This is a genomic window from Nocardia arizonensis (assembly GCF_001310275.1).
Classification (GTDB): Bacteria; Actinomycetota; Actinomycetes; order Mycobacteriales; family Mycobacteriaceae; genus Nocardia; species Nocardia arizonensis.
Genome location: NZ_LGYZ01000067.1, coordinates 163,285 through 188,311, shown reverse-complemented (window position 1 = coordinate 188,311; position 25,027 = coordinate 163,285). Strand labels below are relative to the sequence as shown.

The window sequence follows — 25,027 nt, the reverse complement described above, 5'->3', positions numbered from 1 at the left end:
GCGGGTCGGTCAGTACCGTGGGGTGTCGGTCGGCGCCTGCCGATATCCCGGTGGCGGGGTGTGGGTTCCCGGCACGCCGTAGAACACGTCGCCGGGCGGTGAGGACGGATATCCGGCGATCGGATACCGGTAGCCGTCGGTGTGCGAGTACTGCGCGCCGGGGAAGGTCCCGTAGTGCCCGCTGGGCAGCGGATAGCCGCCGGGCGGGAACTGGTTCGGCGGAGCGAGCGGCGGTTTGGGACGCCACAGCAGCCGGCCGTGTCTGCCGCGGTCGCGCAGGGCCCACATGCGCCAGGTCAGGACCGGATGGCTGACCAGGCCGTTGTAGAGCCAGACGAAGAAGCCGCCCTCGGCGGGGGCCCGATCGGCCATCTCGTCGAATCCGACCAGTGCGTTGAGGTATTTGCCCCCGGCCAGGGTCCGCATCGCGCCGCGCGCGCCCTCGTGGTTGTAGCAGTAGCCGTGGTTGTCGGCGGTGTACTCCTGCGCGCGCTGCAACGATCCGCCCAGTATCGGCAGGTACGGCACCGTGTACATGCCCAGCCAGCGCCAGTAGGAGGCGTGGCCCGCGGCGATGTGGCCGACTTCGTGGCCGATGATGAACGCCAGCGCGTCGGGATCGCGCGCCGCGCCGCCGATTTCGAACAGGTCGCTGTTGACCGCGACGAAGCGGCGGAAGCCGTGTCCCGAGGCGAAGGCGTTGATCGCGCCGTTGCCGAGTACCACGTACGCCTCCGGCACCTTCGCCATGCCGAAGCGGGCCGCGGCCTCCACCACCATGCGATGGGCGTCGGGGAACTGGGTCGGGGTGATCTTGATTCCGCCCGTGCGCAGTGTCGCGTAGAGCAGGCCACGCTGCATCACCAGCACCAGCGGTGCGAGCAGCAGCGGGCCGGAGATCTCGATCGGTATCCAGCCGGCCAGGGTCAGCAGCAGGCCGAGCACGAAGAACATGGCCGTCAGCACCACGATCACCGCCAGCAGCGGAATCTCGAGTATGTGGCGGGCGGGCATGCCGAACGGGGACAGTCCGCGGGTCTGCTGGACGGGAACGGTGGGCGGTCGCGGAGCACTCGCGGTCGCGGGTGACTGGTAACCGGATATCCATCCGGGCGGTCCGACGGCAGGATTCCATCCCGCGAGGTTCGACACCGCCGGTTCGGCACCGGATTCGGTCACCGACGGGAAAGACTGCCGTTGAGCATCGGACTGCATGATATGAACTCTAGGCATTCCCCCGGCGGCGTCGTCCGTGGCGGGCCTGACACAATCGCTGCCATGCGCGTATACCTGGGTGCCGACCATGCCGGTTTCGAGTTGAAGAATCACGTCAAGACCCATCTGGAGCAGGCGGGCCACGAGGTCGTCGACTGTGGCGCTCTCGAATACGACGCACTCGACGACTACCCTGCCTTCTGCATCGACGCGGCGCGGCGCACCGTCGCCGATCCCGGCAGTCTCGGACTCGTGTTCGGCGGCAGCGGCAACGGCGAGCAGATCGCCGCCAACAAGGTGCCCGGCGCTCGCTGCGCGCTTGCCTGGAGTACGGAGACCGCACGGCTGGCCCGCGAACACAACAATGCTCAGCTGATCGGCATCGGCGGCCGTATGCACAGCACCGAGGAGGCGCTCGCGATCGTCGACGCTTTCGTATCGACTCCGTGGTCCGGTGAGGAACGTCACCAGCGTCGCATCGACATCCTCTCGGAGTACGAGAAGACGGGCGTGCCCCCGGCCGTGTGAGGTAGGTACGCATCCATGCCCGAAGGGCATACGCTGCACCGGCTGGCGCGGCAGCACCGGGAACGGTTCGTCGGCGGCGTGGTTCGGGTGTCGAGTCCGCAGGGTCGCTTCGCCGAGGGCGCCGCACTGGTCGACGGACAGGTGCTGGTGCGCTCGGAGGCGTACGGGAAACATCTGCTGCACCACTACGAATCCGGGTTGGCCGTGCACGTCCACCTCGGTCTCTACGGCAACTTTCACGATTCCGAACTACCGATGGGAGCGCCGGTCGGCCAGGTCAGGATGCGCATGATCGGCGCGGGCGGCGCGGGTGTCGGCTTCGGCACCGATCTACGCGGTCCGAGCGCCTGCGAGGTGCTTACCCCGCCGGAGGTCGAGGCGCTGACCGGTCGGCTTGGCGCCGACCCGCTGCGCCGGGACGCCGATCCTGACCGCGCGCTGTGCCGGATCGCACGCTCGCGCAGGCCGATCGGCGCACTGTTGATGGACCAGTCCGTGATCGCGGGAGTCGGCAATGTCTACCGCGCCGAAGTGCTGTTCCGACACGGTGTCTCGCCGTACCGGGAGGGTGCGGCGGTGAGTGCCGAACAGCGGCAGGCGATCTGGGCGGATCTGGTCGAGTTGATGCCGGTGGGCGTCATGACCGGCCGCATGCACGTGGTTCGTCCCGAACACGATCACGGCGAGCCGTCCTATGCACCGGACCGTCCGCGGACCTATGTCTACCGGCGGTCGGGCGCGGCCTGCCGGATCTGCGGCGCGACGGTGGCGCACGCGGTCATGGAGGGACGAAATCTGTTCTGGTGCCCCGGCTGTCAACCGGACTAGCCGACACGCGGGACACGGCGCGCCGCCGAGTGCCACGCACGGCCCGAGGGCGTCGCGGTCGAAACCGCGGGTTCATCGCGGTCGAAACTTCATTGCGGTCGAAACCGCGGGATCTCAGCCCGCGACAGCGGCGTCGATCTCCGGTTCGTCGGAATCCGCGAAGGCGAAGCGACGCCCACCCGCCGTCTTCGCCGAGTACATCGCGCGGTCGGCCCGGCGCAGCAGATCCGTGAAGTCGCACGGCGCACCGGGCGGATTGTGCGCGGTGCCCACGCTCGCCGACACCGGGACCGGTCCGGCCGTCGACCACACCGGATCGCGCAGCGCGTGCACGATACGGTTGGCGATGTCGCGCAGCGAGTGGAAGTCGCGATTGACCGCGAGCACGAATTCGTCGCCACCGTAGCGGCATATCACGGTGTCGGGCGGGCAGACCTTGCGCAGCCGGTTGGCCAGTTCCACCAGGACCTCGTCGCCGACCGCGTGGCCGTAGCCGTCGTTGATCTGCTTGAACCGGTCGAGATCGATCAGCAGCAGACCGACATTGCTGTTCGGGTCGGCCGCCATGCGGCGCACCTTGTCCTGCAACAGGGTGCGGTTGGCCAGATCGGTGAGCGCGTCGTGGGTGGCCTCGTGGCGCAGCCGGTGCTGGAGCGCGGCGATCTCCTGCACGCGCAGTGACACCGCGGCGGTCATGTTCTGCTTCTGTTGGTCGAGCGCGCGTTCCTGGAGGGCCTGGGCGTAGCTGTCGATGGCCTGGCTGGCGATGAAGGGCCACCGGGTGGCGACCAGCGATTTGGGTCTGCCCGACGGGAAGCCGAGTAGCCACCGGCTGGCCTGCGCCAGCATCCTGGTTCGCTCGAAGGGCGGTTCGGCCAGCAGTGCGCCGAGCGCCCTGGCTTCATCGACCGGAAACGGCTCGAAGCGGGCGAGTTCCAGTAGGCGCTGCACGATCTGGATGAGAACCGGTTCCAGCTGCTGCGGAGTCGTGTGCGAGCCGGGCTCCGCGCAGACCGCACGTGCCCAGGCGCGCGCCATCGCGCTGACGGGTGGCTCGGTGTCGGCAGACATGGCGCTCACCCCGCGGGGTCGACGTCGGTACCCGGGTGCCCTGTGCGCGCACAGGAGCCGGTATCACCCCGATCACTACTGCTATGCGGTTGGGTCCACCATGTCAGGTGCACGTTCACCGCCCCCTTTCCAGATACCCCCGTCCGGCAAAAAGGATCCTAGCAAGCCACTCGGCACTGAAAAACGGCGTTTTACAACGAGTTTTCGACGCCTGGTGAGCGGCGATCGGATGTGTGATCGTTCCGCAGGTCTCGGCGTTACAGATCGGTATCGGTTCGCTGGAGAGTCGCGTGATGACACGCCGTGAAGTTGCCGTAACCGGGGTGGATCCGTCCGCCGTCCGTGGCCTGATTCCGCGCCCGTGGCGCGCGATGGGAGCGTGTCCATTCCGGGCTGGGTACCCCACGGCCGTGACCGGAATCCCCCTCGGGGCGGGTAGTGACTCGTGCCACATCCTCCGACCGGGGGGCGATTGGCTTTTTCAGCGGTTGGTTCGGTACAGTCGGTGCGCACACGACATCGTGGCGATCCCATCGGTGTCGTATGCCTGCGGGTGTAGTTCAATGGTAGAACCTCAGCCTTCCAAGCTGATGGTGCGGGTTCGATTCCCGTCACCCGCTCCGAGTAGGTTTTCATCCTCGACGTCGACTCTTCCGCGACGAGGCCACGGGGTGTAGCGCAGCTTGGTAGCGCATCCGCTTTGGGAGCGGAGGGTCGCAGGTTCAAATCCTGTCACCCCGACCATCATTCGCGGACTTCTGTCCGGCCCGCAAGTCCCGCAGCGTGCGAGGGGCGCGTCCCGTGAGTCCGAGCGGCGATTCTCCGTCTGCCATCGTCCCGGTGGGATGGTCTGTCCGATGGTCCATTTCGACTCCTCGGGTGATCATATTCGGCGCGTCTGGCGATTCACGCGGTGGACGGTGGCGGAATTGTGCTCTGTCACAAGGGAATCGATGGTGACGGATGGTCAACGTTACCCGGTTCGCGAACGGGCGACAATGAGTAGTTGATCGGTGCAACGATGCGTTGACAGTCGGCGGCCGGAGCCGCGAATTTGATCTCCTGACGAGGCAAGCGCGGGCGATGCTGTGGTTCGCCCCGCGGAAGTGATCTAGGGGTGAGAATGCAGCGGTGGGCACGGTTCGTCACCGGGAATCCACGAGCGGTCGTCTGGGTGACCGTGGTGGTGATACTCCTGAGCGGCCTGTGGGGGCTCGGGGTACTCGACCGGCTCAATCTGGCGGGATACGAGGATCCGGCGAGTCAGTCGGCGCACGCGGACGAGTTGACCGCGAAGGCGTTCGGGCGGCAGACACCCGATGTGGTCGCCATCTACACGGCGCCGGAGGGCAGGACGATCGATGATATCCGGCCGCAGGTGCTGGAACGACTCGGCGCGATCGATGAGGACGTGCTCGCCAAACCGGTCGAATCCTATTGGAGCGCGACCGGTGTCCGGCAGTTGGCGATGGTTTCCACCGATCGCCGCACGGCGCTGGCGGCCATCAGCCTCGACGGGTCGATGAGCGACCAGCTGAAGGTCTATCACGACCTTCGCTCCGCGGTCACCGTCGCCGGGGTCGACACCCGCTTCGCCGGTCTCATCCCGGTCGTGGACGCCTACAACGAGAAGTCGAAGAAGAGCGTGGTGATCGCCGAATCGGTGGCGATCCCGCTGATGCTCGCCCTGCTGGTGATCGTGTTCGGCGGCTTCGTCGCGGCCTCGGTGCCGGTGATCGTCGGCGGACTTGCCATGATCGGCGCGCTCGGCGCGCTGCGCGCACTCAGTATGGTCACCGATGTCAGCGCGTTCGCCCTCAATATCGCCTCGATCCTCGGGCTCGGTCTCGCGATCGACTACGGACTGTTCATGGTGAGCCGATTCCGCGAGGAGTTGGGCGCGGGGCACACGCCGGTCGAGGCGGCTCAGCGTGCGGTGCGGACCGCCGGCCGCACCATCGCATTTTCCGGTGTTCTGCTGATCTGCGCCTTCGCGGGCACCATGGTGTTCCCGCCGTCGATGCTGCGCTCACTCGGTTTCGGCGCCATCGCCGCCATCGTGATCGCGGCGGCCGTCTCGGTGACCGCGCTACCCGCCGCGCTGTCGCTGCTCGGCGAGCGCATCAACGCCCTGCCGTGGCGGCGCGGCGCGGCCCAGCGGGGGGAGGCGCGCGCCCGGACCCGGTGGGCCGATCTCGCCAACTGGGTCATGCGCCGACCCGTGGCGGTCACGCTGGCCATCGTTGTCGCGCTGTTGGCGCTGAGCGCACCGTTCCTCGGCATCGGACTCGGCGGCATCAACCCGAATGTGCTGCCCGCCGACGATCCGGTCCGGGTGGCTCAGCAACATCTGGCCGCTGACTTCCCGAACGCGGCCGAGGGCGCGACCATCCTCGTCCGCGGGGACGGCGGCACGGCCCCCGCTTCGGCCTCGGTATCGCAGATCGTGGCCGCCGCACAACAGACCGACGGGGTGCGCACCGTCGTGCGACTCGGCGAGGACAAGGATCTGGTTCTGTTGCGCGCGCTGCTGACGAGTCCGGATTTCTCGCCCGGATCCGAGGACGCGGTCGGGGCGTTGCGCGAGATCGCCGCACCGCCGGGGACGAGCGTCCTCGTCGGTGGCGTCAACGCCATTCGTGCCGACAGCAGCGATTCCATCCTCGACGCGATACCGCTGGCGCTGACGATCGTGGTCGTTGCGACCCTGGTGGTGATGGCCGTGGCCTTCCGTTCGATCGTGCTGCCCATCAAGGCCGTCGTCATGGCGGTGGTCAGCCTCACCGCCACTTTCGGTGTGCTGACCTGGATTTTCGTCGACGGCCACGGCGCGTCGGTCTTCGGCGCGGAGGCGGCGCCGCTGCCGACACCCGCGCTCATCGTCGTGGTGGTGGCGGTATTCGGCCTGTCCACCGACTACGAGGTATTCCTCATGTCGCGCATGATCGAGGCGCGCGATCGCGGCGCGAGCACCGAAGAGGCCGTGCGCGAGGGTGTTTCGAAGACCGGGCGGATCATCACCACGGCCGCTGTCCTGTTCATGATCGTCACCGCCGCGGCCGCGCTGTCCGATGTCACCCTGATCAAGGTGGCCGCGCTCGGTATGACGCTGGCCATCCTCATCGACGCCACCGTCGTGCGCATGCTGCTGGTACCCGCGCTGGTCACCCTCATGGGCGAGGCGAACTGGTGGACACCGTTCGGTCGCGCGCGGACGGTGCGGGCCGCCGACGTCGAGACGCCCGAACCGCCGGAGGACCGATCCACGGTATCGGAAGGCGCGGCAGGCTGACGAATCAGGCCGCCGGGCGCGCGCCCGTTCGCTGTCGGCGGTGGGGTGAAAATGCCGATGGGCCCGTGCTCTCGGCGGCGGGCCCATCGATCGGGTGGTGGATCAGCGCTGCCTGCTGCTGCGGGCGCGACGGCGTTCGGCCTGAAGTTCGGCGAGCTCCTGTTCGAGGAGTTCGGCGATGCGGAACTGGCCGGTGTCGTGAATCGGGTCCGGGGCGGGCACGACCTGGAGATCCGGTTTGGCCGGAATCGCCGGGGTCTCCTTGCCGTTCTTGGCCGATCGGGAGTCCTCGCCCGCCGTCGAGCCGTTGGACCTGGACTTGGCGGGCACGACCTTCCTGATGCCGCTCTTGGCCGGTGCCGCGGCCTTGGTCGCCGCGGGCTTCTCGGTCGGTGCGGGCACGGCCTTGACCGGCTGCGGCTCGACCACCGCCGCGATGGCGGGCTTCTCCGCGGGCACGGGGGCCGGGCGCTGCACCGGTGCGGGCGCTTCGGTCCTGACCGGTGCGGCGTTCTTGGCCGGTGCGGTGGTTTTGGCGGGTGCGGCGTTCTTGGCCGGTGCGGCGTTCTTGGCGGGCGCGGCGTTCTTGGCGGGCGCGGCGTTCTTGGCGGGCGCGGCGTTCTTGGCGGGCGCGGTGGTTTTGGCGGGCGCGGTGGTTTTGGCGGGTGCGGTGGCCTTGGCCGGTGCGGTGGCCTTGGCCGCGGGCGCGGTTGCCCTCGTGGGCAAGGGTTCCGTCGCGGGAGCGTTCACGCCGGCGGTCGTGCCGTTCGTCTCGCGTGCGGCGGGCTGCTCAGCCGGACGGCGCTGCTCCGGCAGCGGGGCCTCGGCGGGTTCCCGTTCCTCGCGCGGCGTCTCGGTGGGCGCGTCGGAATCCTCGGCCTCGGCCTCGACGCCGCCGTCGGCCTCGTCGGTTTCGTACAGTTCCACGGCCGGCTCGAAATCGGGTTCCGGCTCGGCCTCGATCACCACGGACTGGTTGGCGCCCAGCTCCATCGCGATCGGGCGGTAGGACGCGAGATCGGGCAGCCTACTGCGGATCACCTCCGCCGGGTCGGGCAGCTCGCGCACCTGCTCGGTCGCGCGCGCGATGGCGAGGCCGTAGCGGGCGCTGGCCGCGTCGTGGATGAGCAGCGAAACGCCGATCATGACGGGAGCCACCGCGTGGACACCGACGTCGAACCAATGGCCCCCGCGCACATACGGGTAGGTGTTCAGGCCGACGGTCAGCGTCAGCAGGGCGATTTCGGCGGCGACGACCTGACCGCGGTTGTCGACGACCCCCCATTCGGAGACCTTGTTGGTGCCGATCATGATGATGATCAAACAGACGCTGATCATCGCCTCGATGAGGTAGCTGAACCAGTACAGCGGGTCGCCCGGGCCGCCGGGGGCGATGTTGTGCTGGACATTGACCGCCGACCAGAGCATGCCTGCGCCGACCACGCCCGCGAGGGCGCGCAGCGACCAGGATCGGTGACGGTACAGCGACGCCAGTTTGGCGTGCGGGCTCGATTCCCGCCGCTGTGCGGCGATCGCCTTGCGCGCGACCAGTAGATCTCTGATGTCTGCCTTCTCGATCTCTTCGGTGGTCTGACGAGCTCGGTCGGCGGCCGCGGCGGCGGCCTGCGCCTGTTTCCAGCGCTGTGCGCGATCCTGTCCGCGGATCTTCTCGGCGAGCTCGCGTTCGGCGTGCAGTTCGTCCTCGGACAGCGCCTCGGTCAGCGCCGGGTCGAACTGGTATGCCAGTCGACCTCGGGCCTTCTCGACCCGCCTCGCCAGCTGACTGACATCGTCCTCGAGGGGATGCTCGATCGTCACCTCGACTCCCTCCGAGGGAGGCTCGAGGGCTGGCAGGTGATCACACATGGGAACGGCACATGCCATTCATAGTCGATGGACCGCCACCCGCGAAACTGTGGAATAGCTTCTAGGTCGATTGATCTCGGCGTGGCGCGGGCGACACGCCACCGGCCAATTCGATTCGCGGTCATGTCATGTTCACGCAATCGCGTTCGGTTCGTACTCGCCGAAGAGGTTTCGACCCAGTTCAGGGCGATTACGGAGGGATGACGGGTATATCGGAGCGCGGGGGCGAGCGGTCGCCGAGGGCGGGTGGGCCGCGCGGCGGTCATAGTCGGGCCCGGGAAAATGTGGTTGTGCCCATCGTTTTCGCTACCGACCGGTAACTACGCACTTCGGTCAACGAATCGCGGCCAGGCGGGTGAGTTGGCTGTCGAAGGCGCTGTCGCTCACCGGCATCAGACTGAGGTTGGTGTTCGTGGTCAGCAGGTACCTGCCGTCGTCGGTGAAATCGAGCCAGGTGCGATGTCGGGTCGGCGGTGACATCGGATCGTCGGGGGCCACCGTCACGGTGATGAAGCCGCGCGCGTCGATCGGGCGGTGCAGGGTGCGGCGGAAGACGGCCGCGCGGTCGGCCTGCTCGGAATGGTCCCAGGCGGGCGGATCGCCCTGGAGTACGGCCTCGCGTGGCTCCCGCATCGGGGCGAGTCTGCCCGCGGGGGCCGGACCGATGGCGGCGACCAGATGGTGCGGCACGCGGCGGGCGTGACAGGCGATGACGGTGACGTCACAGGATCCGGCGACGATGACCGTGCCCCAGACCAGATGGGTCGCGCCGAAGGCCAGGATCGGCTCATCGGCGCGGCCGTCGGGACCGAAGCGATCCCCCGACACCGTGATCGTGGTGACGTCACCGCGCGCGCACAGAGTCAGCGCCCCGGTCAGGTCGGGATCGCGGTTGCGCCGGAAGCGCTCGGCGAGTTTCAGCTTCTCCCAATCGTTCTCACTGCGGACGGTGCCGCGGTGGGCCATGTTGATCGGATAGGGACGGCGGTCGAGTCCGGTTTCCACGGACCAGACGTAGGTGAATTCGTCCGGGCTGAAGACCCATTTCACGGCGCATACTCTCCTCGGACCCGCACCTCGAACGCCGGTACGGCGTCACCCGAGGCCACGAGTGTCGAGTTGTAGAGAAAGGTCAGCGTGTCCTGCGCGTCGGCCAGGGCCGTCGCGGCCGCGATATCGTGCGCCATCTTGCGTGGCCCGCCGTCCACGGCCTCTCGAACGGGGTCGGGATCCGGGACGTACGGCTGCGGTGGCGGCGGGATCGCGTCGCGGACCGTCTGCGCCGCCACGGCATTGGTCTCCATCAGTCGGTGCACCGCGGCGCAGACGTCCTGGGCGGCGGTTCCCTCGCGCACGAAGGATTCGGTGGCCTCGCGCGCCGCCTCCGCGGCCTGCCCGTGCCAGTCCGCGAATTCCTGGCGCACCGCCGCCGCGAAGGTCTCGAACAACTGCTCCAGCGTGGCCGCCCCTGCCTGCCAGCCCTCCGCGGTGCGGCCGAGCGCGGCCGGGTCGAGCGCCTCGCGCACCGACTGCCAGATCTCGTCGTGGGTGTAGGCGTCGAACGCCTCGCGGTCGGGCACGTACGGCGGGTCGGTGCCCTCCTGCCATTCTGGCTTCATAGTCGGCCATCCAGTTCGTCGGCCGTGAGCCGCATGGCCGCGCGATTGGCCGCGTCGGCCTCCTCGAACAGTTCCGCCGCCGCGAGATATCCCGCCTTCAAACGCAAAGCCGCCTCCTGCAATCCGGCCAGCACCTCGCGGTACTGCGCCCCCTTCGCCCCGAAGCCGCGGGCCAGCGCCTGCCCCGACGGCAGTTGCGCGAACCCGGTGACCTCGGTGAGTTCGGTCCCGCTCGCCCTGGCCCGGCGCAGGCCGTCGACGAGTGCGTCACAGGCCGCCGCCAGACGGCGCGCCGCCCCCTCCGGCATGCTGAACTCGCCTGCCGCCGCCGCGTCGTACACTCCGGCCTCCGCACCTCGCGCCTCGTCGGGTCGCACCGGTTTCGGCCCCCTCGATCCTGGTCGACACCAAAGTCCTCGAAGCACGGCAGTCTAGCAGTGCCATTCACCCGGCGGTCGCGGTTCTCGGCCGTCCGCCGCTGGCTCCCGCCCGGTCACCCCCGCGCGGGATCGGGCCAGCGCCAGTCCGCGACGACCGGGATGTCCGCGCCGTACTCGCGGGTCCACGCGCGCGCGGTCCAGCGCGCGTCGACCATCTCCTGGCGCAGCCCCGCGGCCTTCTCGCGCAGGGTCGGCACCCGGTCGATCACATCCATGACCAGGTGGTACCGATCAAGGTCGTTGAGCATGACCATGTCGAACGGCGTTGTGGTGGTGCCGTTCTCCTTGTAACCACGCACGTGGATCTCGGAGTGGTTGGTGCGCCGGTAGGTCAGCCGGTGCACCAACCACGGATAGCCGTGGAAGGCGAAGATCACCGGGCGGTCGCGGGTGAACAGGGTGTCGAATTCCCGGTCGGGCAGACCGTGCGGATGTTCCTCGGCGGGCAGCAGTCGCATCAGGTCGATCACATTGACCACCCGGACCCGCAGGTCGGGCAGTCGATCGCGCAGTATCGCCGCGGCGGCCAGCGTCTCGAGGGTCGGCACGTCGCCCGCGCAGGCCAGCACGACATCCGGACTCGTGCCCGCCTCGTCGTTGTTACAGGCCCAGTCCCAGATACCGACGCCGCGCGCGCAGTGCGCCGCCGCATCGGATACCGAAAGCCAGTCCGGCTGCGGCTGTTTGCCCGCGACCACCACATTGACATGGTGGCGCGACCGCAGACAGTGGTCGTAGGTGGACAGCAACGTATTGGCGTCCGGCGGCAGATAGACCCGGACGATCTCGGGCTTCTTGTTCAGCACCACATCGAGGAAACCCGGATCCTGATGGGTGAACCCATTGTGGTCCTGCCGCCACACGTGGGAGGACAGCAGATAGTTGAGGCTGGGTATGGGGGCCCGCCACGGTACGCCCGCGCTGGCGTCGAGCCATTTGGCGTGCTGGTTGAACATGGCGTCGACGATGTGGATGAACGCCTCGTAGCAGGTGAACACGCCGTGTCTGCCGGTGAGCAGATAGCCCTCCAGCAGACCCTGGCACATGTGCTCGGACAGCACCTCGATCACCCGACCCGCGCGATCGAGTTTCACGTCGCGAGGATCGATTTCGGCCTGCCAGTCGCGTCCGGTCACCTCGAGGATGTCCTGTAGCCGATTGCTGGCCAATTCGTCGGGGGCGAAGGTGAGGAAGTTGTCGGCATTGGCCCGGGTGACCTCGCGCAGCCAGCCGCCGAGCACCCGGGTCGCCTCGTGATCGGCCGCCCCGGGCGCGTCGACCTCGACGCCGTGGTCGCGCCAGTCCGGCAGGCGCAGGTCACGGACCACGGTGCCGCCGTTGGCGATCGGATTGGCGCTCATCCGCCGGGTGCCGACGGGCACCAGATCGATCAGTTCCCCGACCGGGGCGCCGGATTCGTCGAACAGTTCCTCCGGCCGGTACGAACGCAGCCACTGTTCCAGCACCGCGCGGTGGCTGTCGTCGGTGCGCGCGGCGGGCAGCGGAACCTGGTGCGCGCGGAAGGTGCCCTCGACCCGGTCGCCGTCCACCACGGGCGGGCAGGTCCAGCCCTTGGGCGTGCGCAGCACGATCATCGGCCAGCGGGGACAGACGATATCGCCGCCGTCGCGGGCGGTGGCCTGGATCGTGTGTATGCGATCCAGGCAGGTGTCGACCGCCGCGGCCATGGCCTGGTGCACGCGGGACGGATCGTCGCCCGCGACCAGGACCGGTTCGTAGCCGTAGCCGCGCAGCAGCGAGAGCAGGTCGGTCTCGGGGATGCGCGCGAGCAGGGTCGGATTGGCGATCTTGTACTCGTTGAGCGCCAGAATCGGCAGCACCGCGCCGTCGCGGCGAGGATTGAGAAACTTGTTGGCGTGCCAACTGGCCGCAAGCGGACCGGTTTCCGCCTCGCCGTCGCCGATCACGCAGAACACGGTGAGATCGGGATTGTCCAGCGCCGCGCCGTAGGCGTGCAGCAGTGAGTAACCCAGTTCGCCGCCCTCGTGGAAGGAGCCGGGGGTCTCTGGCGCGCAGTGGCTCGGCACACCGCCGGGGAAGGAGAACTGGGCGAACAGCGCGCCCATGCCGTCGGCGTCGCGCGGGATATGGCTATAGAGCTCCGAGTAGGTGCCCTCCAGCCACGCGCAGGCGTTCGGCCCGGGGCCGCCGTGCCCCGGGCCCGCCACGAAGACCGCGTTCAGATCGCGCTGCCGGATCGCGCGGTTGGCGTGCACCCACACCAGGTTCAGTCCGGGCACCGTGCCGAAGTGGCCGAGCAGCCGCGGCTTGATGTGCTCGGGGCGCAACGGTTCGCGCAGCAGCGGATTGGCCATGAGGTAGATCTGGCCCACCGCGAGATAGTTCGCCGCGCGCCACCAGGCGTCCACGGTCGCGAGTTGCGCGAGTTCGAGCGGACCGGGGACATCGGCCAGCACATAGGATTCGGGCGCGATGGTCCGGCCACCGCTGCTGTTCACGTTATCGGCCGAGGTGTCGCCCCCGGCGCTCGCCATCCGAGTGGTCTGGGTCATCTGCCCACTTCTCCTCACGCCGGGATATGTCGCGGTCGCCCCGCTCGCGATCGGCCCTGGCCGCGCTCGGGTACGTCCGATGAGGAATCCTGCGCAAGCCTACCGAGCCGGGGCGGGTGGGTCGCGGCGCGCCGGCTTGGCCTAGGGTGCGCCGCATGCGAAAACTCGGCAGGATCATGGGAGTCGGCGCTGTCGTCGCGGTGGCGGTCGCACTGAGCGCCTGCGGATCGAGCGACGATTCGACCTCCTCGACGCCGTCCTCGACGCGGTCGAGCGCGGCCGCCGCCGCCGCCTCGTCGGCGGCCCCCGCCACGAAGTCACACGGCCGTGCGTGCGCCGCCGAGGACGTCAAGGTTACCGGCGGATTCGGCGAGAACCCGAAGATCGAACTGCCCACCGACTGCGATCCGCCCACGAAACTCGTGGTCAAGGATCTCGTCACCGGCAGCGGGCCCGGCGCGGCGGCCGGACAGCAGCTCACCATGAACTACAGCCTGGTGACGTGGTCGGACGGCAAGAAACTCGACAGTTCCTTCGACCGAGGCAAGCCGTTCCCGCTCACCCTGGGGGCCGGCCAGGTCATCCCCGGCTGGGAACAGGGGCTCGACGGCGTGCAAAAGGGCACCAGGCGGCTGCTGATCATCCCGCCCGACCTTGGCTACGGCAAGGGCGGAAATGGCATCAAACCCAACGAGACGCTGGTCTTCGTGACCGACGCGGTGGCCGTCGGCAACTGAGCACGGCCGATTGCAGCGCCTCCCCGCCGGTCAACTACCCTGGTCGGGATGCGTACATCAGGGTGCGCGGGCCACGAATGCCCGCCGCCCGGTCGGCACGTAGCGGCGTTCGCCCCACATTCCGGGTCCGGGGTGCGCGGTCGGCGCCCGCCGAATGGCGACTACCCGGATGACCAGCACGAATGACGACAAGCACGAATACCGAACCGAACGACGAACAAGGAGCATGTCCGTGAAGAGCACCGTCGAGCAGCTGAGCCCGACCCGGGTCAGGATCAATGTCGAGGTGCCCTTCGAGGAACTGAAGCCGGACTTCGATCGCGCCTACAAGGCGCTCGCCAAGCAGGTTCGCATCCCGGGCTTCCGTCCGGGCAAGGCGCCGGCCAAACTCCTCGAGGCCCGTCTCGGCCGCGGCGCCATCCTCGAGCAGGTCGTCAACGACGCGCTGCCGGGCCGCTACAGCGAGGCCGTGACCACCTCCGAGGTGAAGGTCATCGGGCAGCCGGAGATCGAGATCACCAAGATCGAGGACGGCCAGGAGCTCGCCTTCACCGCCGAGGTGGACGTGCGGCCGGAGATCACGCTGCCCTCCTACGACGACATCGAGATCACCGTCGACGCGTACACCGTCGAGGATTCCGATATCGACGACCAGCTCGAGTCGCTGCGCCAGCGCTTCGGCACCCTGACCGGTGTCGAACGCGCCGTACGGAACGGCGATTTCGTCTCCATCGACCTGTCCGCGACGGTCGACGGCGAGGAGGTGGCCGACGCGTCCACCACCGGTCTGTCGCACGAGGTCGGCTCGGGTCAGCTCATCGAGGGCCTGGACGAGGCGGTGGTCGGACTGTCCGCGGGCGAGTCCGCGGAGTTCACCTCGAACCTGGTCGCGGGCGAGCACGCGGGCAAGGATGCCGTCATCACCGTCACCGTGCAGAGCGTCAAGGAGCGTGAGCTGCCCGAGGCCGATGACGAATTCGCCCAGCTGGCTTCGGAATTCGACACCCTCGAGGAGCTGAAGGACGATCTCAAGAGCCGCGTCGAGCGGGTCAAGAAGGTCGAGCAGGCGGGCGCCATCCGCGACAAGGTGCTCGAGACCCTGCTGGAAAAGGTCGAGGTGCCGCTGCCCGAAGCCGTGGTGCAGGCCGAGATCGAAGCCGTGACCCATGACGCGGTGCACGGATTCGACCACGACGACGCCAAACTGGCCGAGGCGCTCGAGGCACAGGGCAGCAGCCGCGAGGAGTTCGACCGCGACACCAAGGAAGCCGCGGAGAAGTCGGTCAAGACCCAGCTGCTGCTCGACGCGATCGCCGAGGCGGAGAACACCCAGGTCGGTCAGGACGAGCTCACCGAGCGCATCCTGTTCCAGTCCCAGCGCTACGGACTGTCGCCGGAGCAGTTCATCCAGCAGGTCCAGCAGGCGGGCCAGCTCGGCGCCATCTTCGCCGACGTGCGCCGCGGCAAGGCGCTGGCGGGTGTGGTCGGGCAGGTCAAGGTCGTCGACTCCAATGGCGAGGTCGTCGACACCGCCGAAATGTTCGGTGGCCGTGACGATTCCGAGGCGGACGCCGAGATCGCCGACGAGTCGGCAGCCGTTTCGGCCGAATAGAAGCGCCGCCGGGATCCGCGGAGGATCAGCGCGGGGACGTGGCCGGTGAACATTGCGCACACCGCGTCCTCGCACGCAGCGCAGGTCGACGCGAGTGAATTTGCGCTGTGAGCGAAGAAGGGCGGTGCCGGGAGTTCGGCACCGCCCTGCTTCGTTACTGTTTGTGACAACGAAGAGAGCGAAGAGTCAGGGCTGTGTGGCAATGAACGTGGCAATGAACGCTTTGCTTGTAACCACGAGCCGGTGAGAAGAGAAGGCAGGTATCCGTGACAATGAACAAGGCAGGGGTCGTCATGAGTTCCCCCACTGCTGGCCTCAACCTCAGTGATTCGGTCTACGAGCGCCTGCTGCGTGAGCGCATCATCTTCCTCGGCACCCAGGTCGACGACGACATCGCCAACAAGCTGTGCGCGCAGATCCTGCTGCTCTCGGCGGAGGACCCGACCCGCGACATCTCCCTGTACATCAACTCGCCCGGCGGTTCGGTGACGGCGGGTATGGCGATCTACGACACGATGCAGTTCGCCGAATGCGACATCCGCACCGTCGGTATGGGTCTGGCGGCCTCGATGGGGCAGTTCCTGCTCACCGCGGGCACCAAGGGCAAGCGCTACGCGCTGCCGCACGCCCGCATCATGATGCACCAGCCCTCGGCGGGTATCGGCGGCTCGGCCGCGGACATCGCGATCATGGCCGAGCAGTTCGCCCACACCAAGCGTGAGTTGAACGAATTGCAGGCGCAGCACACGGGCAAGTCCATCGAGCAGGTCACCGCCGATGCCGACCGCGACCGCTGGTTCACCGCGGCGCAGGCGCTGGAGTACGGCTTCATCGACCACGTGGTGAGCCACGCGAATCAGGCGAACGGTTCGGGCAGCTAGCAGCCGGCCCGGCGACGAATCGCTCGAACCCGTTCACTCACACAGACTTTGGAGACGAAGATGGCCAATCCGATCGCGCAGGGGCCGCACGCGCGCTACATCCTGCCCCAGTTCACCGAGCAGACCACCTACGGCGTCAAGACCTCCGACCCGTACAACAAGCTGTTCGAGGAGCGCATCATCTTCCTCGGCAACCAGGTGGACGATGTCTCGGCCAACGACATCATGGCCCAGTTGCTGGTGCTCGAGTCGCAGGATCCCGATCGCGACATCACCATGTACATCAATTCGCCCGGCGGCTCGTTCACCGCGCTGATGGCGATCTACGACACCATGCAGTACGTCCGCGCCGACGTCGTCACCGTCTGCCTCGGACAGGCCGCCTCCGCCGCGGCCATCCTGCTGGCGGCCGGCGCGCCGGGCAAGCGGGCCTGCCTGCCCAACGCCCGGGTGCTCATCCACCAGCCCGCGCTCTCGGGTATCCAGGGGCAGGTCTCCGATCTCGAGATCCAGGCGGCCGAGATCGAGCGCATGCGCAGGCTCATGGAATCCACGCTCGCCAACCACACCGGGCGCAGCGCCGAGGAGATCCGCAAGGACACCGATCGCGACAAGATCCTGACGGCCGAGGACGCCAAGGAGTACGGGATCATCGACCAGGTGTTCGGCTACCGTAAGCTCAGCGCGCAGAAGTAAGGCGCGATTCCGCTGTCGCGCGGCGGCGGGAACTCCTAAGTTGCTTTATGTCAGGGAGATCCGGCCGGGCGTTTCGTCGCCGACGAGCCGTCCGGCCGGATCTCACGACACGGTCGTTTCTCACGGTAGGCGTGGCGCCGCGCGGTGAGAACTCGCACAACGCGGGCGAGAAACATGCTCGAGTTGTCGACCTCCGTCGACCTCACCGGGTACGGTCGACCTAGGAACCTTTTGCTCCCGGTTGACGGCGTAGCTCGACCCGCCCGACAAGCTCGAAGTGTTCGTTAATACACCCGGGTGCGGCGGATAGCCTGTGACCTGGACGGATGGTTGCACGCGGACAAGGAAGTAGGGACCCACGAGATGGCGCGCATCGGAGATGGCGGCGATCTGCTCAAGTGCTCGTTCTGTGGAAAGAGTCAGAAGCAGGTCAAGAAGCTCATTGCGGGACCTGGGGTGTACATCTGCGACGAGTGCATCGATCTATGCAACGAGATCATCGAGGAGGAGCTCGCCGAGTCCAGCGAGGTCAAACTCGACGAGCTGCCCAAGCCCGCGGAGATCCGGGACTTCCTGGAGAACTACGTCATCGGGCAGGACACCGCCAAGCGCACGCTCGCCGTGGCCGTCTACAACCACTACAAGCGCATTCAGGCCGGTGACAAGGGCCGTGACAGTCGCGGTGAGACAGTCGAGCTGACGAAGTCCAATATCCTCATGCTCGGCCCCACCGGCTGCGGTAAGACCTATCTCGCGCAGACGCTGGCGAAGATGCTCAACGTTCCGTTCGCCATCGCGGACGCCACCGCGCTCACCGAGGCGGGCTATGTCGGCGAGGATGTCGAGAACATCCTGCTCAAGCTGATCCAGGCCGCCGACTACGACGTCAAGCGCGCCGAAACCGGCATCATCTACATCGATGAGGTCGACAAGATCGCGCGCAAGAGCGAGAACCCGTCGATTACCCGCGACGTCTCCGGGGAGGGTGTGCAGCAGGCGCTGCTGAAGATCCTGGAGGGCACCCAGGCGAGTGTGCCGCCGCAGGGCGGGCGCAAGCATCCGCACCAGGAGTTCATCCAGATCGACACCACGAACGTGCTGTTCATCGTGGCGGGCGCGTTCGCCGGACTCGAGAAGATCATCTCCGACCGTACCGGCCACCGCGGCATCGGTTTCGGCGCGGAGGTGCGCTCCAAGGCCGAGATCGACACCACCGACCACTTCGCCGACGTCATGCCCGAGGATCTGATCAAGTTCGGTCTTATCCCCGAATTCATCGGCCGCCTGCCGGTCGTGGCCTCGGTGACCAATCTGGACAAGGATTCACTGGTCAAGATCCTGTCGGAGCCCAAGAACGCCCTGGTCAAGCAGTACATCAGGCTGTTCGAGATGGACGGGGTCGAACTCGAGTTCACCCAGGACGCGCTCGAGGCCATCGCGGACCAGGCCATTCTGCGTGGTACGGGCGCGCGCGGTCTGCGCGCCATCATGGAGGAAGTCCTGCTGCCGGTGATGTACGACATCCCCAGCCGCGACGATGTCGCCAAGGTGGTCGTGAACGCCGACACGGTGACCGAGAACGTGCTGCCGACCATCGTGCCGCGCAAGGCGCAGCGCACGGAGCGCCGCGAGAAGTCCGCCTAGCACGGCTGTCCTTCGGATCTCGGCCCGGTGTGTTCTCGGACCCGCCGGGCCGCGGGCCGTTCCGGGGTGTGTCGCGTCGGACACGGTCGATGTGTGTAGCGGGCCGAGAAACGGGTATGCCTTATCGAGGGTTGAGTAGCCAGCCCGCCATTTCTCGCCGGTACCGGTCATCTCCGGGCTGCGCGCGACAGGACCGGGGTCCTCATGTCGACCGTCAGCACCACCACTCGACTCCCTCGCACCGAACGACGATTCGGCCCGCATGACCGGCTACAGGTTTCCGTCACCGCCCCGGGCAGCAGGGTGACCCTGTGCGCCGTCGCGGGGGAGGTCGATCTCTACACCGCGGACGTATTGCGCAGGGCTTTGTCCGTAGCGGTCCATGCCGGGGCCCCGACCGTCGTGCTCGATCTGTCGGGTGTGCTGTTCTTCGGCGTCGCCGGACTGCACGTGCTGATCGAGGCCCGCGAGCGAGTCGGACGCACCGGTCGACGGCTGTGGTTGGTGGCCGGTCCGCTGTGTGTCGACCGGGTGCTCGAGGTCGCCGACGATGCGGCGGTCTTCGAGCGGGTGCCCGATCTCGCGGCGGCGGTGCTGGATACGGCCTGAGCGAGGCGTATCAGACGGTTTCGGTGACCATGTCGTCCTGGCCCCAGTAGGCGCGCATACTCGTGATCCGGCCCTCGTCGTCGAATTCCATGACGTCGATCGGTGTGATGGTCAGGCGGTTGTCGCCGAATTTCGTGACCAGGCTGAACATGAAGGCGGCGTGGTTGCCCGCGATCCGCACGGTCTCCGGGCGCAGTTCGGTTTCGCGCTCGAGGTTGGCGATGACCTCGTAGAACTCGCGGATGGCGGCGTGGCCGCGGCGTGGCTCGGTGCCGATGGGGTCTTCGACGACGGCGTCGGGGGCGTAGAGATCGACGATCTGCTCGGTCGGACCCGAGCCGACCAGTTTGACGTACTGCTCGACCACATCGCGGATCTGTGCCATCGGAACTCCTGACGGATTGGAACCTGTTCTAGTTCTGAGACTAGCAGTGTTCCACCGCCGGATCTTCGGTATCGGAGGGGCCACGGGGGCGGGCAACGATTCGGCCAACCGATGCCCGGCCCGGGGATCGCCATTGATCTTCCTTGGTTCGCCATTGAACCGTTGCCCGTCGAGCCAATTGGCCCCCGTGGTGGTTGCTCTCTGTACTTCCTGTCGTTCACCGAGGTCGTCGCGTTACCACCCCCGGTCACGAGTCGGAGGAATGCGGTCTATGGTGTAAATCAGGGGATCGATAATTCCATGACCGGATTCCTTTCGTCCGATTCGCCCGCTCCGGGCGGGCGCCTCACCGGTTACGACGGCGCGGCTTCGGAAAACTCATCGCTACCTTCACCCGGTGTGTCGGCAGGGTGCTGTCGATGCCGTGCTGTTTACTCGGTCCGGTCAACCAGATGTTCGAGTGACGAGTGAAAGCGGAGGAGACATGGCACTGCCCACGATGACCGCCGAGCAACGCACCGAGGCGTTGGCCAAAGCGGCCGCGGTGCGCAAGGCGCGCTCCGAACTGATCGGCAAGGTGAAGGCGGGCAAGGTTTCGGTCGCGGATCTGCTGAAGAAGGCCGAGTCCGACGATCTGGTGAAGAAGACCAAGGTCGCGGCGGTCATCAAGGCGCTGCCCGGCGTCGGGCCGGTGAAGGCGGCCAAGTTGATGGACCAGGCCGAGATCCCGGAGGACCGCCGCATCGGCGGCCTTGGCGCCCGGCAGCGCGCCGCGCTGCTCGAAGCGCTGGACGCCTGAGTCACGGGTACCGTCTACAGATCATGACCTCGGAACGAACGCTCACGTCGGTCGCGTGGTTGTGCGTCGAGAACGGCAGGGTGCTCGCGGTCCGCACCGAGGGCCGAGACGCGTTCTACCTGCCCGGCGGCAAACCGGAGTCGGGGGAAACACTGGCGCGAGCGCTCGTCCGCGAGGTCCGCGAGGAACTCGGCGTCGACATCGACGAGAACGGCATCACGCCCGAGGTGACCATCACGGCTGCGGCTCACGGTCGCCCGGGCGTGCTCGTCGAAATGCACTGTTTCCGCGCACCCGGGCGCGGCACGCCCGCTCCGGCCGCGGAGATCGCGGAGATGGCCTGGTTCGGACCGGATGACCTGCCACGCTGCGCCCCGGCCGTCCAGCGCGCACTGCACCATCTGACCGCGGTCGGTGGATGGGACTGGAGTCCCTCACTCGCGGCCTAGCCATTGCGGGCGCGCCCGCGCGGGAACCGGAATTCGATGGGATCCGGATCGGCGATCCGGTCCACGGGCGGGGTGACGAAGATCAGGGCGAGTCCGAGTGCCGCCAGCGCGGCCGCGGCGATCAGGCTCAGCACGTAGCTCACCGTGGTCATCTCGGCGGGGCGGTGCGCGAGGTGGTAAATCAGATGCGGCAGCGCCATCACCGTCCAGCCGATGCCCGCGGCCCGCGCAGGCACATTCTCGCCACGCAGCAGCGCGAACAGCGACACCGCGCCGAGCGCCAGGAAGAACGCGCCGACATCGGCGGCGAGATGGTGGTTGAAGGGGCCGTCGAGTCCAACCCACCGCATACCGAACCCCGGGAAATCGGAATACCACGAATGCGGCGCGAACAACGCCCACAGGCCGACGACAATGCCCTGAACGGCGAGGATTCCCAGCATGATCCGCACCGCGAGCCACCGCCACCGATGCTGTTCGTAGCGCATGCGCACCCGCACGCCCCCGGTATTACCTTCCAGCGAGATACGCATGACGGCTCCATTCCCGCGCCGATGGTGCCTCCACCGTAGTTCGCGGTCACGCGGCGGGCAATGGGCGGCCGCCGGGTCCGCGATCCGGTCAGACGGGGTGCGCCGCCGCGGGCCGGGGCAGTGCGAGGCGTTCGGCTCCCGCGTAGACGTTCATAGTGTCCCCGCGCAGGAAGCCCACCAGGGTCGCGCCGGACTCCACGGCGAGGTCGACGGCCAGCGAACTCGGCGCGGATACGGCGCCGAGCAGGGGTATGCCCGCCATGACCGCCTTCTGGACCAGTTCGAACGAGGCCCGACCGCTGACGATGAGCACGAGATCGTGTGCGGGAATACGGTTTTCGCGCAGCGCCCACCCGATGACCTTGTCCACGGCATTGTGGCGGCCGATGTCCTCGCGCACGGCGAGCGCCGCGCCGTCGGGGGTGAACAGGCCCGCCGCGTGCAGGCCGCCGGTGGCGTCGAACACCGACTGCGCGGCACGCAGCGTGTCGGGCATCCCCGCCAGGACCTCCGCGCGAACCCGCGGGCCGTCGGCGCGCAGCGGATACCGGGTGGTGGTGCGCACCTCGTCGAGCGCGGTCTTGCCGCACACCCCGCACGCGCCGGTGGTGAGGAAGGCGCGCGGCCGGGTGGCGGCCGGATTGCGCAGGGTGATGTCGAGGACGTTGTAGGTATTGTGTCCCTCGGCGTCGACGCCCGCGCAATAGCGGGCGCTGACGATATCGTCGGCGACACCGATGATGTTCTCGCTCAACAGGAATCCGTGCACGAGATCGATATCGGCGCCCGGGGTGCGCATGGTCACGGTCAACGAGCGGCCGTGTAGCCGGATCTCGAGCGGTTCCTCCACCGCGAGGGTGTCGGGCCGGGTGAGCTCGCCGTGCGGGGAGACGCGGATGGTGCGGCGACGCGCCGTGACCCGGCTCACGACTGCGCCGAGCGATGGACATGGCGTTCCAGGCGGATCGGCACCGCCTTGGACACCGGTGTATTCGACCGCGCCGCAACGTGATCCAGGGGGACCAGCGGATTGGCCTCGGGATAGTAGGCGGCGGCGTTGCCGCGCGGGGTCGGGTAGATCACGATACGGAATCCTTCGACCCGGCGCTGTACGCCGTCGGTCCACTCCGAGACCAGGTCGACCGCGTCGCCGTCGGCGAAGCCGAATTCGGCGACATCGGCGGCGTTCATCAGGATCACCCGGCGTCCGCCGCGCACGCCGCGGTAGCGATCCTCCTGACCGTAGATGGTGGTGTTGTACTGGTCGTGGCTGCGCAGGGTTTGCAGGATGAGCCTGCCCGGTGGCACCGGGACCCAGCTCAACTCGTTCACCGCGAAATTGGCTCGACCCGTGCCGGTGCGGAACTCGCGGGCGTCGCGCGGGGGATGCGGCAGGACGAAGCCGTTGCGGGTCCGCACGCGGGTGTTGTAATCGGCGCATCCGGGCACGACCCGGGCGATGGCGTCACGGATCAGGTCGTAGTCGTCGCGCAGCCGCGCCCATGGCACCGGATGATCCGGGCCGAACAGGGTCAGCGCGAGGTCGCACACGATGGCGATCTCGCTGCGCAGTTCGTCGCTGACCGGGTCGAGGCGCCCGGTGGACAGATGCACCATCGACATCGAATCCTCCACCGACACCTGCTGTTTCAGCCCGCCCCGGACATCCTTGTCGGTGCGCCCGAGGGTCGGCAGGATGAGCGCGGTGCGCCCGTGTACGACGTGGCTGCGATTGAGTTTGGTGGAGATCTGCACCGTGAGCGCGCACCCGCGCAGTGCGGCCTCGGTGACCTCGGTATCCGGGGTGGCGGACACGAAATTGCCGCCCATTCCGACGAATACCGTGGCCCGGCCGTCCCGCATGGCCCGGATGGCAGAAACGGTGTCGTAGCCGTGCTCGCGCGGGCTGGTGATGCCGAATTCGCGGTCGAGCGCGTCGAGGAACGTGTCGGGCATCTGCTCCCAGATGCCCATCGTGCGGTCGCCCTGCACATTCGAGTGGCCGCGCACCGGGCACACGCCCGCGCCGGGTTTGCCGATCATGCCGCGCATCAGCAGCAGATTGGTGGCTTCCTCGATCGTGGCCACGCCGTGCCGCTGCTGGGTAAGGCCCATCGCCCAGCAGATGATGATGTTGTTCGCCTCGGCGAACAGGGCGGCGGTGCGCTCGATGTCCGTGCGCGACAATCCGGTGGCATCGACAACGGTGTCGAAATCGACGGCGCGGGTCTGCTTTTCGTACTGCTCGAAGCCCGCGCAGTATTCGTCGACGAACGCGCGGTCCACGACCGTGCCCGGTGCGCGATCCTCGGCTTCGAACAGTAGCCGGCCCAGGCCGCGGAACAACGCCATATCGCCGCCGAGGCGGATCTGTAGGAAGTCGTCGGCGATGGGGACGCCGCCGGTGAGGCCCGCGAGCGTCTGCGGATCGCGGAATCCGAGGAGTCCGGTCTCGGGCAGCGGATTGACCGCGACGATGCGCGCGCCCTTGCGCTTGGCATGGGCGAGCGCGCTGAGCATGCGCGGATGGTTTGTGCCGGGATTCTGGCCCGCCACGATGATCAGATCGGCGGCCTCGAAATCATCGATCGTCACCGAACCCTTGCCGATGCCGATGGATGCGGTCAGCGCCGCGCCCGAGGACTCGTGGCACATATTGCTGCAATCGGGCAGGTTGTTGGTGCCGAAGCTGCGCACGAGCAGCTGATAGAGGAAGGCGGTCTCGTTCGCGGTGCGGCCGGAGGTGTAGAAGACCGCTTCGTCGGGTGAGGCCAGGGCGCGCAGTTCGTCGGCGACGACGCGGTATGCCTCGTCCCATTCGATCGGTGTGTAGTGGGTCGCACCGGGGCGCAGCACCATCGGATGGGTCAGGCGGCCCTGCTGTCCGAGCCAGTAGCCCGACCGACCCGCCAGATCCTCGATCGAATGGGTGGCGAAGAATTCCGGGGTGACCGTGCGCAGCGTCGCCTCCTCGGCGACGGCCTTGGCCCCGTTCTCGCAGAATTCGGCGGGCCGCCGGTGCCCGGTGGGCTCGGGCCAGGCGCAGCCGGGACAGTCGAATCCGTGCACCTGGTTGACCCTGGCCAGCGTGCGCGCGGTGCGCACCACGCCCATCTCCTCGACGGAGCGCTTCAGCGCCACTGCCACCGCCGTGACGCCCGCGGCCTCGATCTTCGGCGCGGTCACGGTCAGCGCGGATTCATCGATGTCCTCGGTCGGCCCGTTCCGGTGCATATCCCAAGTGTCCTCTCCAAACCGGCGGTGGCGCCCGAAAGGCCCCGTCCGCATC

At 67.8% G+C, this 25,027-nt stretch carries 22 protein-coding genes and 2 tRNA genes; 13 read left to right on the top strand and 11 right to left on the bottom strand.

Going from position 1 to position 25,027, the window contains the following annotated elements; genetic code table 11:
* Positions 1-9 precede the first annotated feature (9 nt).
* A complete protein-coding gene (locus tag APZ21_RS13240; protein ID WP_082393071.1) occupies positions 10-1,014 on the bottom strand; it encodes a M48 family metallopeptidase in 1,005 nt (334 codons plus the stop codon).
* Positions 1,015-1,278: 264 nt separating this feature from the next.
* On the opposite strand from APZ21_RS13240, the gene APZ21_RS13235 reads away from it, so the two are divergent.
* Together APZ21_RS13235 and APZ21_RS13230 are read left to right on the top strand one after the other, a co-directional pair.
* On the top strand, positions 1,279-1,743 hold the full coding sequence (locus APZ21_RS13235) for a ribose-5-phosphate isomerase (RefSeq protein ID WP_054813564.1): 465 nt from the start codon (positions 1,279-1,281) through the stop codon (positions 1,741-1,743).
* A 15-nt stretch (positions 1,744-1,758) separates the two neighbouring features.
* Positions 1,759-2,571 carry an Fpg/Nei family DNA glycosylase gene (locus APZ21_RS13230; RefSeq protein WP_054813563.1) on the top strand — a complete coding sequence of 271 codons (813 nt, stop codon included), beginning with the start codon at positions 1,759-1,761 and terminating at the stop codon, positions 2,569-2,571.
* Between the two features lie 114 nt (positions 2,572-2,685).
* Here the strand turns inward: APZ21_RS13230 and APZ21_RS13225 are convergent, their stop codons facing one another.
* Positions 2,686-3,642, bottom strand: a complete 957-nt coding sequence (locus APZ21_RS13225; protein WP_054813562.1) for a GGDEF domain-containing protein — start codon at positions 3,640-3,642, stop codon at positions 2,686-2,688.
* Positions 3,643-4,191: 549 nt separating this feature from the next.
* On the opposite strand from APZ21_RS13225, the gene APZ21_RS13220 reads away from it, so the two are divergent.
* The 3 genes from APZ21_RS13220 to APZ21_RS13210 all read left to right on the top strand — a co-directional run bounded on the left by APZ21_RS13220 (position 4,192) and on the right by APZ21_RS13210 (position 6,934).
* Positions 4,192-4,262 (top strand) — tRNA-Gly (locus APZ21_RS13220).
* Between the two features lie 47 nt (positions 4,263-4,309).
* A tRNA-Pro gene (locus APZ21_RS13215) sits at positions 4,310-4,386 on the top strand.
* Between the two features lie 379 nt (positions 4,387-4,765).
* Positions 4,766-6,934, top strand: coding sequence for an MMPL family transporter (locus tag APZ21_RS13210; protein ID WP_054813561.1), 2,169 nt, complete (start codon positions 4,766-4,768; stop codon positions 6,932-6,934).
* Positions 6,935-7,036: 102 nt separating this feature from the next.
* Here APZ21_RS13210 and APZ21_RS13205 read toward each other — a convergent pair whose 3' ends face one another.
* The 5 genes from APZ21_RS13205 to APZ21_RS13185 form a co-directional block, all read right to left on the bottom strand.
* On the bottom strand, positions 7,037-8,752 hold the full coding sequence (locus APZ21_RS13205; RefSeq protein WP_054813560.1) for a hypothetical protein: 1,716 nt from the start codon (positions 8,750-8,752) through the stop codon (positions 7,037-7,039).
* Positions 8,753-9,133: 381 nt separating this feature from the next.
* A complete protein-coding gene (locus APZ21_RS13200) occupies positions 9,134-9,850 on the bottom strand; it encodes an ESX secretion-associated protein EspG (protein ID WP_054813559.1) in 717 nt (238 codons plus the stop codon).
* Positions 9,847-10,419, bottom strand: a complete 573-nt coding sequence (locus APZ21_RS13195; RefSeq protein ID WP_054813558.1) for a hypothetical protein — start codon at positions 10,417-10,419, stop codon at positions 9,847-9,849. Before APZ21_RS13195 ends, APZ21_RS13200 begins: the two co-directional genes overlap by 4 nt.
* Positions 10,416-10,760, bottom strand: a complete 345-nt coding sequence (locus APZ21_RS13190; protein ID WP_156371048.1) for a hypothetical protein — start codon at positions 10,758-10,760, stop codon at positions 10,416-10,418. Before APZ21_RS13190 ends, APZ21_RS13195 begins: the two co-directional genes overlap by 4 nt.
* Before the next feature lie 152 nt (positions 10,761-10,912).
* Positions 10,913-13,375 (bottom strand): phosphoketolase family protein, encoded by a 2,463-nt coding sequence (locus APZ21_RS13185; protein WP_156371056.1) that lies wholly within the window; start codon positions 13,373-13,375, stop codon positions 10,913-10,915.
* Between the two features lie 173 nt (positions 13,376-13,548).
* On the opposite strand from APZ21_RS13185, the gene APZ21_RS13180 reads away from it, so the two are divergent.
* The 6 genes from APZ21_RS13180 (at position 13,549) to APZ21_RS13155 (ending at position 19,572) form a co-directional block, all read left to right on the top strand.
* Complete coding sequence (locus tag APZ21_RS13180) at positions 13,549-14,130, top strand: FKBP-type peptidyl-prolyl cis-trans isomerase (RefSeq protein WP_054813556.1); 582 nt, start codon at positions 13,549-13,551, stop codon at positions 14,128-14,130.
* Between the two features lie 232 nt (positions 14,131-14,362).
* A complete protein-coding gene (tig, locus tag APZ21_RS13175; protein ID WP_054813647.1) occupies positions 14,363-15,742 on the top strand; it encodes a trigger factor in 1,380 nt (459 codons plus the stop codon).
* A gap of 293 nt (positions 15,743-16,035) precedes the next feature.
* Positions 16,036-16,623 (top strand): ATP-dependent Clp protease proteolytic subunit, encoded by a 588-nt coding sequence (locus APZ21_RS13170; protein WP_054813646.1) that lies wholly within the window; start codon positions 16,036-16,038, stop codon positions 16,621-16,623.
* A 60-nt stretch (positions 16,624-16,683) separates the two neighbouring features.
* On the top strand, positions 16,684-17,319 hold the full coding sequence (locus tag APZ21_RS13165) for an ATP-dependent Clp protease proteolytic subunit (RefSeq protein ID WP_054813555.1): 636 nt from the start codon (positions 16,684-16,686) through the stop codon (positions 17,317-17,319).
* Positions 17,320-17,682: 363 nt separating this feature from the next.
* On the top strand, positions 17,683-18,963 hold the full coding sequence (gene clpX, locus APZ21_RS13160) for an ATP-dependent Clp protease ATP-binding subunit ClpX (RefSeq protein WP_054813645.1): 1,281 nt from the start codon (positions 17,683-17,685) through the stop codon (positions 18,961-18,963).
* A 204-nt stretch (positions 18,964-19,167) separates the two neighbouring features.
* Positions 19,168-19,572 carry an STAS domain-containing protein gene (locus APZ21_RS13155; RefSeq protein WP_054813554.1) on the top strand — a complete coding sequence of 135 codons (405 nt, stop codon included), beginning with the start codon at positions 19,168-19,170 and terminating at the stop codon, positions 19,570-19,572.
* A gap of 10 nt (positions 19,573-19,582) precedes the next feature.
* On the opposite strand, the gene APZ21_RS13150 is transcribed toward APZ21_RS13155, so the two are convergent.
* Complete coding sequence (locus APZ21_RS13150) at positions 19,583-19,957, bottom strand: nuclear transport factor 2 family protein (protein WP_054813553.1); 375 nt, start codon at positions 19,955-19,957, stop codon at positions 19,583-19,585.
* 484 nt (positions 19,958-20,441) lie between these two features.
* On the opposite strand from APZ21_RS13150, the gene mihF reads away from it, so the two are divergent.
* The gene (gene mihF / locus APZ21_RS13145) at positions 20,442-20,756 is read left to right on the top strand and encodes an integration host factor, actinobacterial type (protein WP_054813552.1); all 315 of its coding nucleotides are present in this window, start codon (positions 20,442-20,444) and stop codon (positions 20,754-20,756) included.
* A gap of 23 nt (positions 20,757-20,779) precedes the next feature.
* Positions 20,780-21,205, top strand: coding sequence for an NUDIX hydrolase (locus tag APZ21_RS13140; protein ID WP_082393059.1), 426 nt, complete (start codon positions 20,780-20,782; stop codon positions 21,203-21,205).
* Here the strand turns inward: APZ21_RS13140 and APZ21_RS13135 are convergent.
* The 3 genes from APZ21_RS13135 to APZ21_RS13125 all read right to left on the bottom strand — a co-directional run bounded on the left by APZ21_RS13135 (position 21,202) and on the right by APZ21_RS13125 (position 24,972).
* Entirely contained in the window at positions 21,202-21,738 is a 537-nt protein-coding gene (locus APZ21_RS13135) for a hypothetical protein (protein ID WP_054813551.1), read from the bottom strand. The two genes, APZ21_RS13140 and APZ21_RS13135, sit on opposite strands and share 4 nt — an antisense overlap.
* Positions 21,739-21,826: 88 nt before the next feature.
* Positions 21,827-22,666 carry a formate dehydrogenase accessory sulfurtransferase FdhD gene (fdhD, locus tag APZ21_RS13130; RefSeq protein ID WP_054813550.1) on the bottom strand — a complete coding sequence of 280 codons (840 nt, stop codon included), beginning with the start codon at positions 22,664-22,666 and terminating at the stop codon, positions 21,827-21,829.
* Positions 22,663-24,972 carry an FdhF/YdeP family oxidoreductase gene (locus APZ21_RS13125; RefSeq protein ID WP_054813549.1) on the bottom strand — a complete coding sequence of 770 codons (2,310 nt, stop codon included), beginning with the start codon at positions 24,970-24,972 and terminating at the stop codon, positions 22,663-22,665. Before APZ21_RS13125 ends, fdhD begins: the two co-directional genes overlap by 4 nt.
* Between the last annotated feature and the right edge of the window lie 55 nt (positions 24,973-25,027).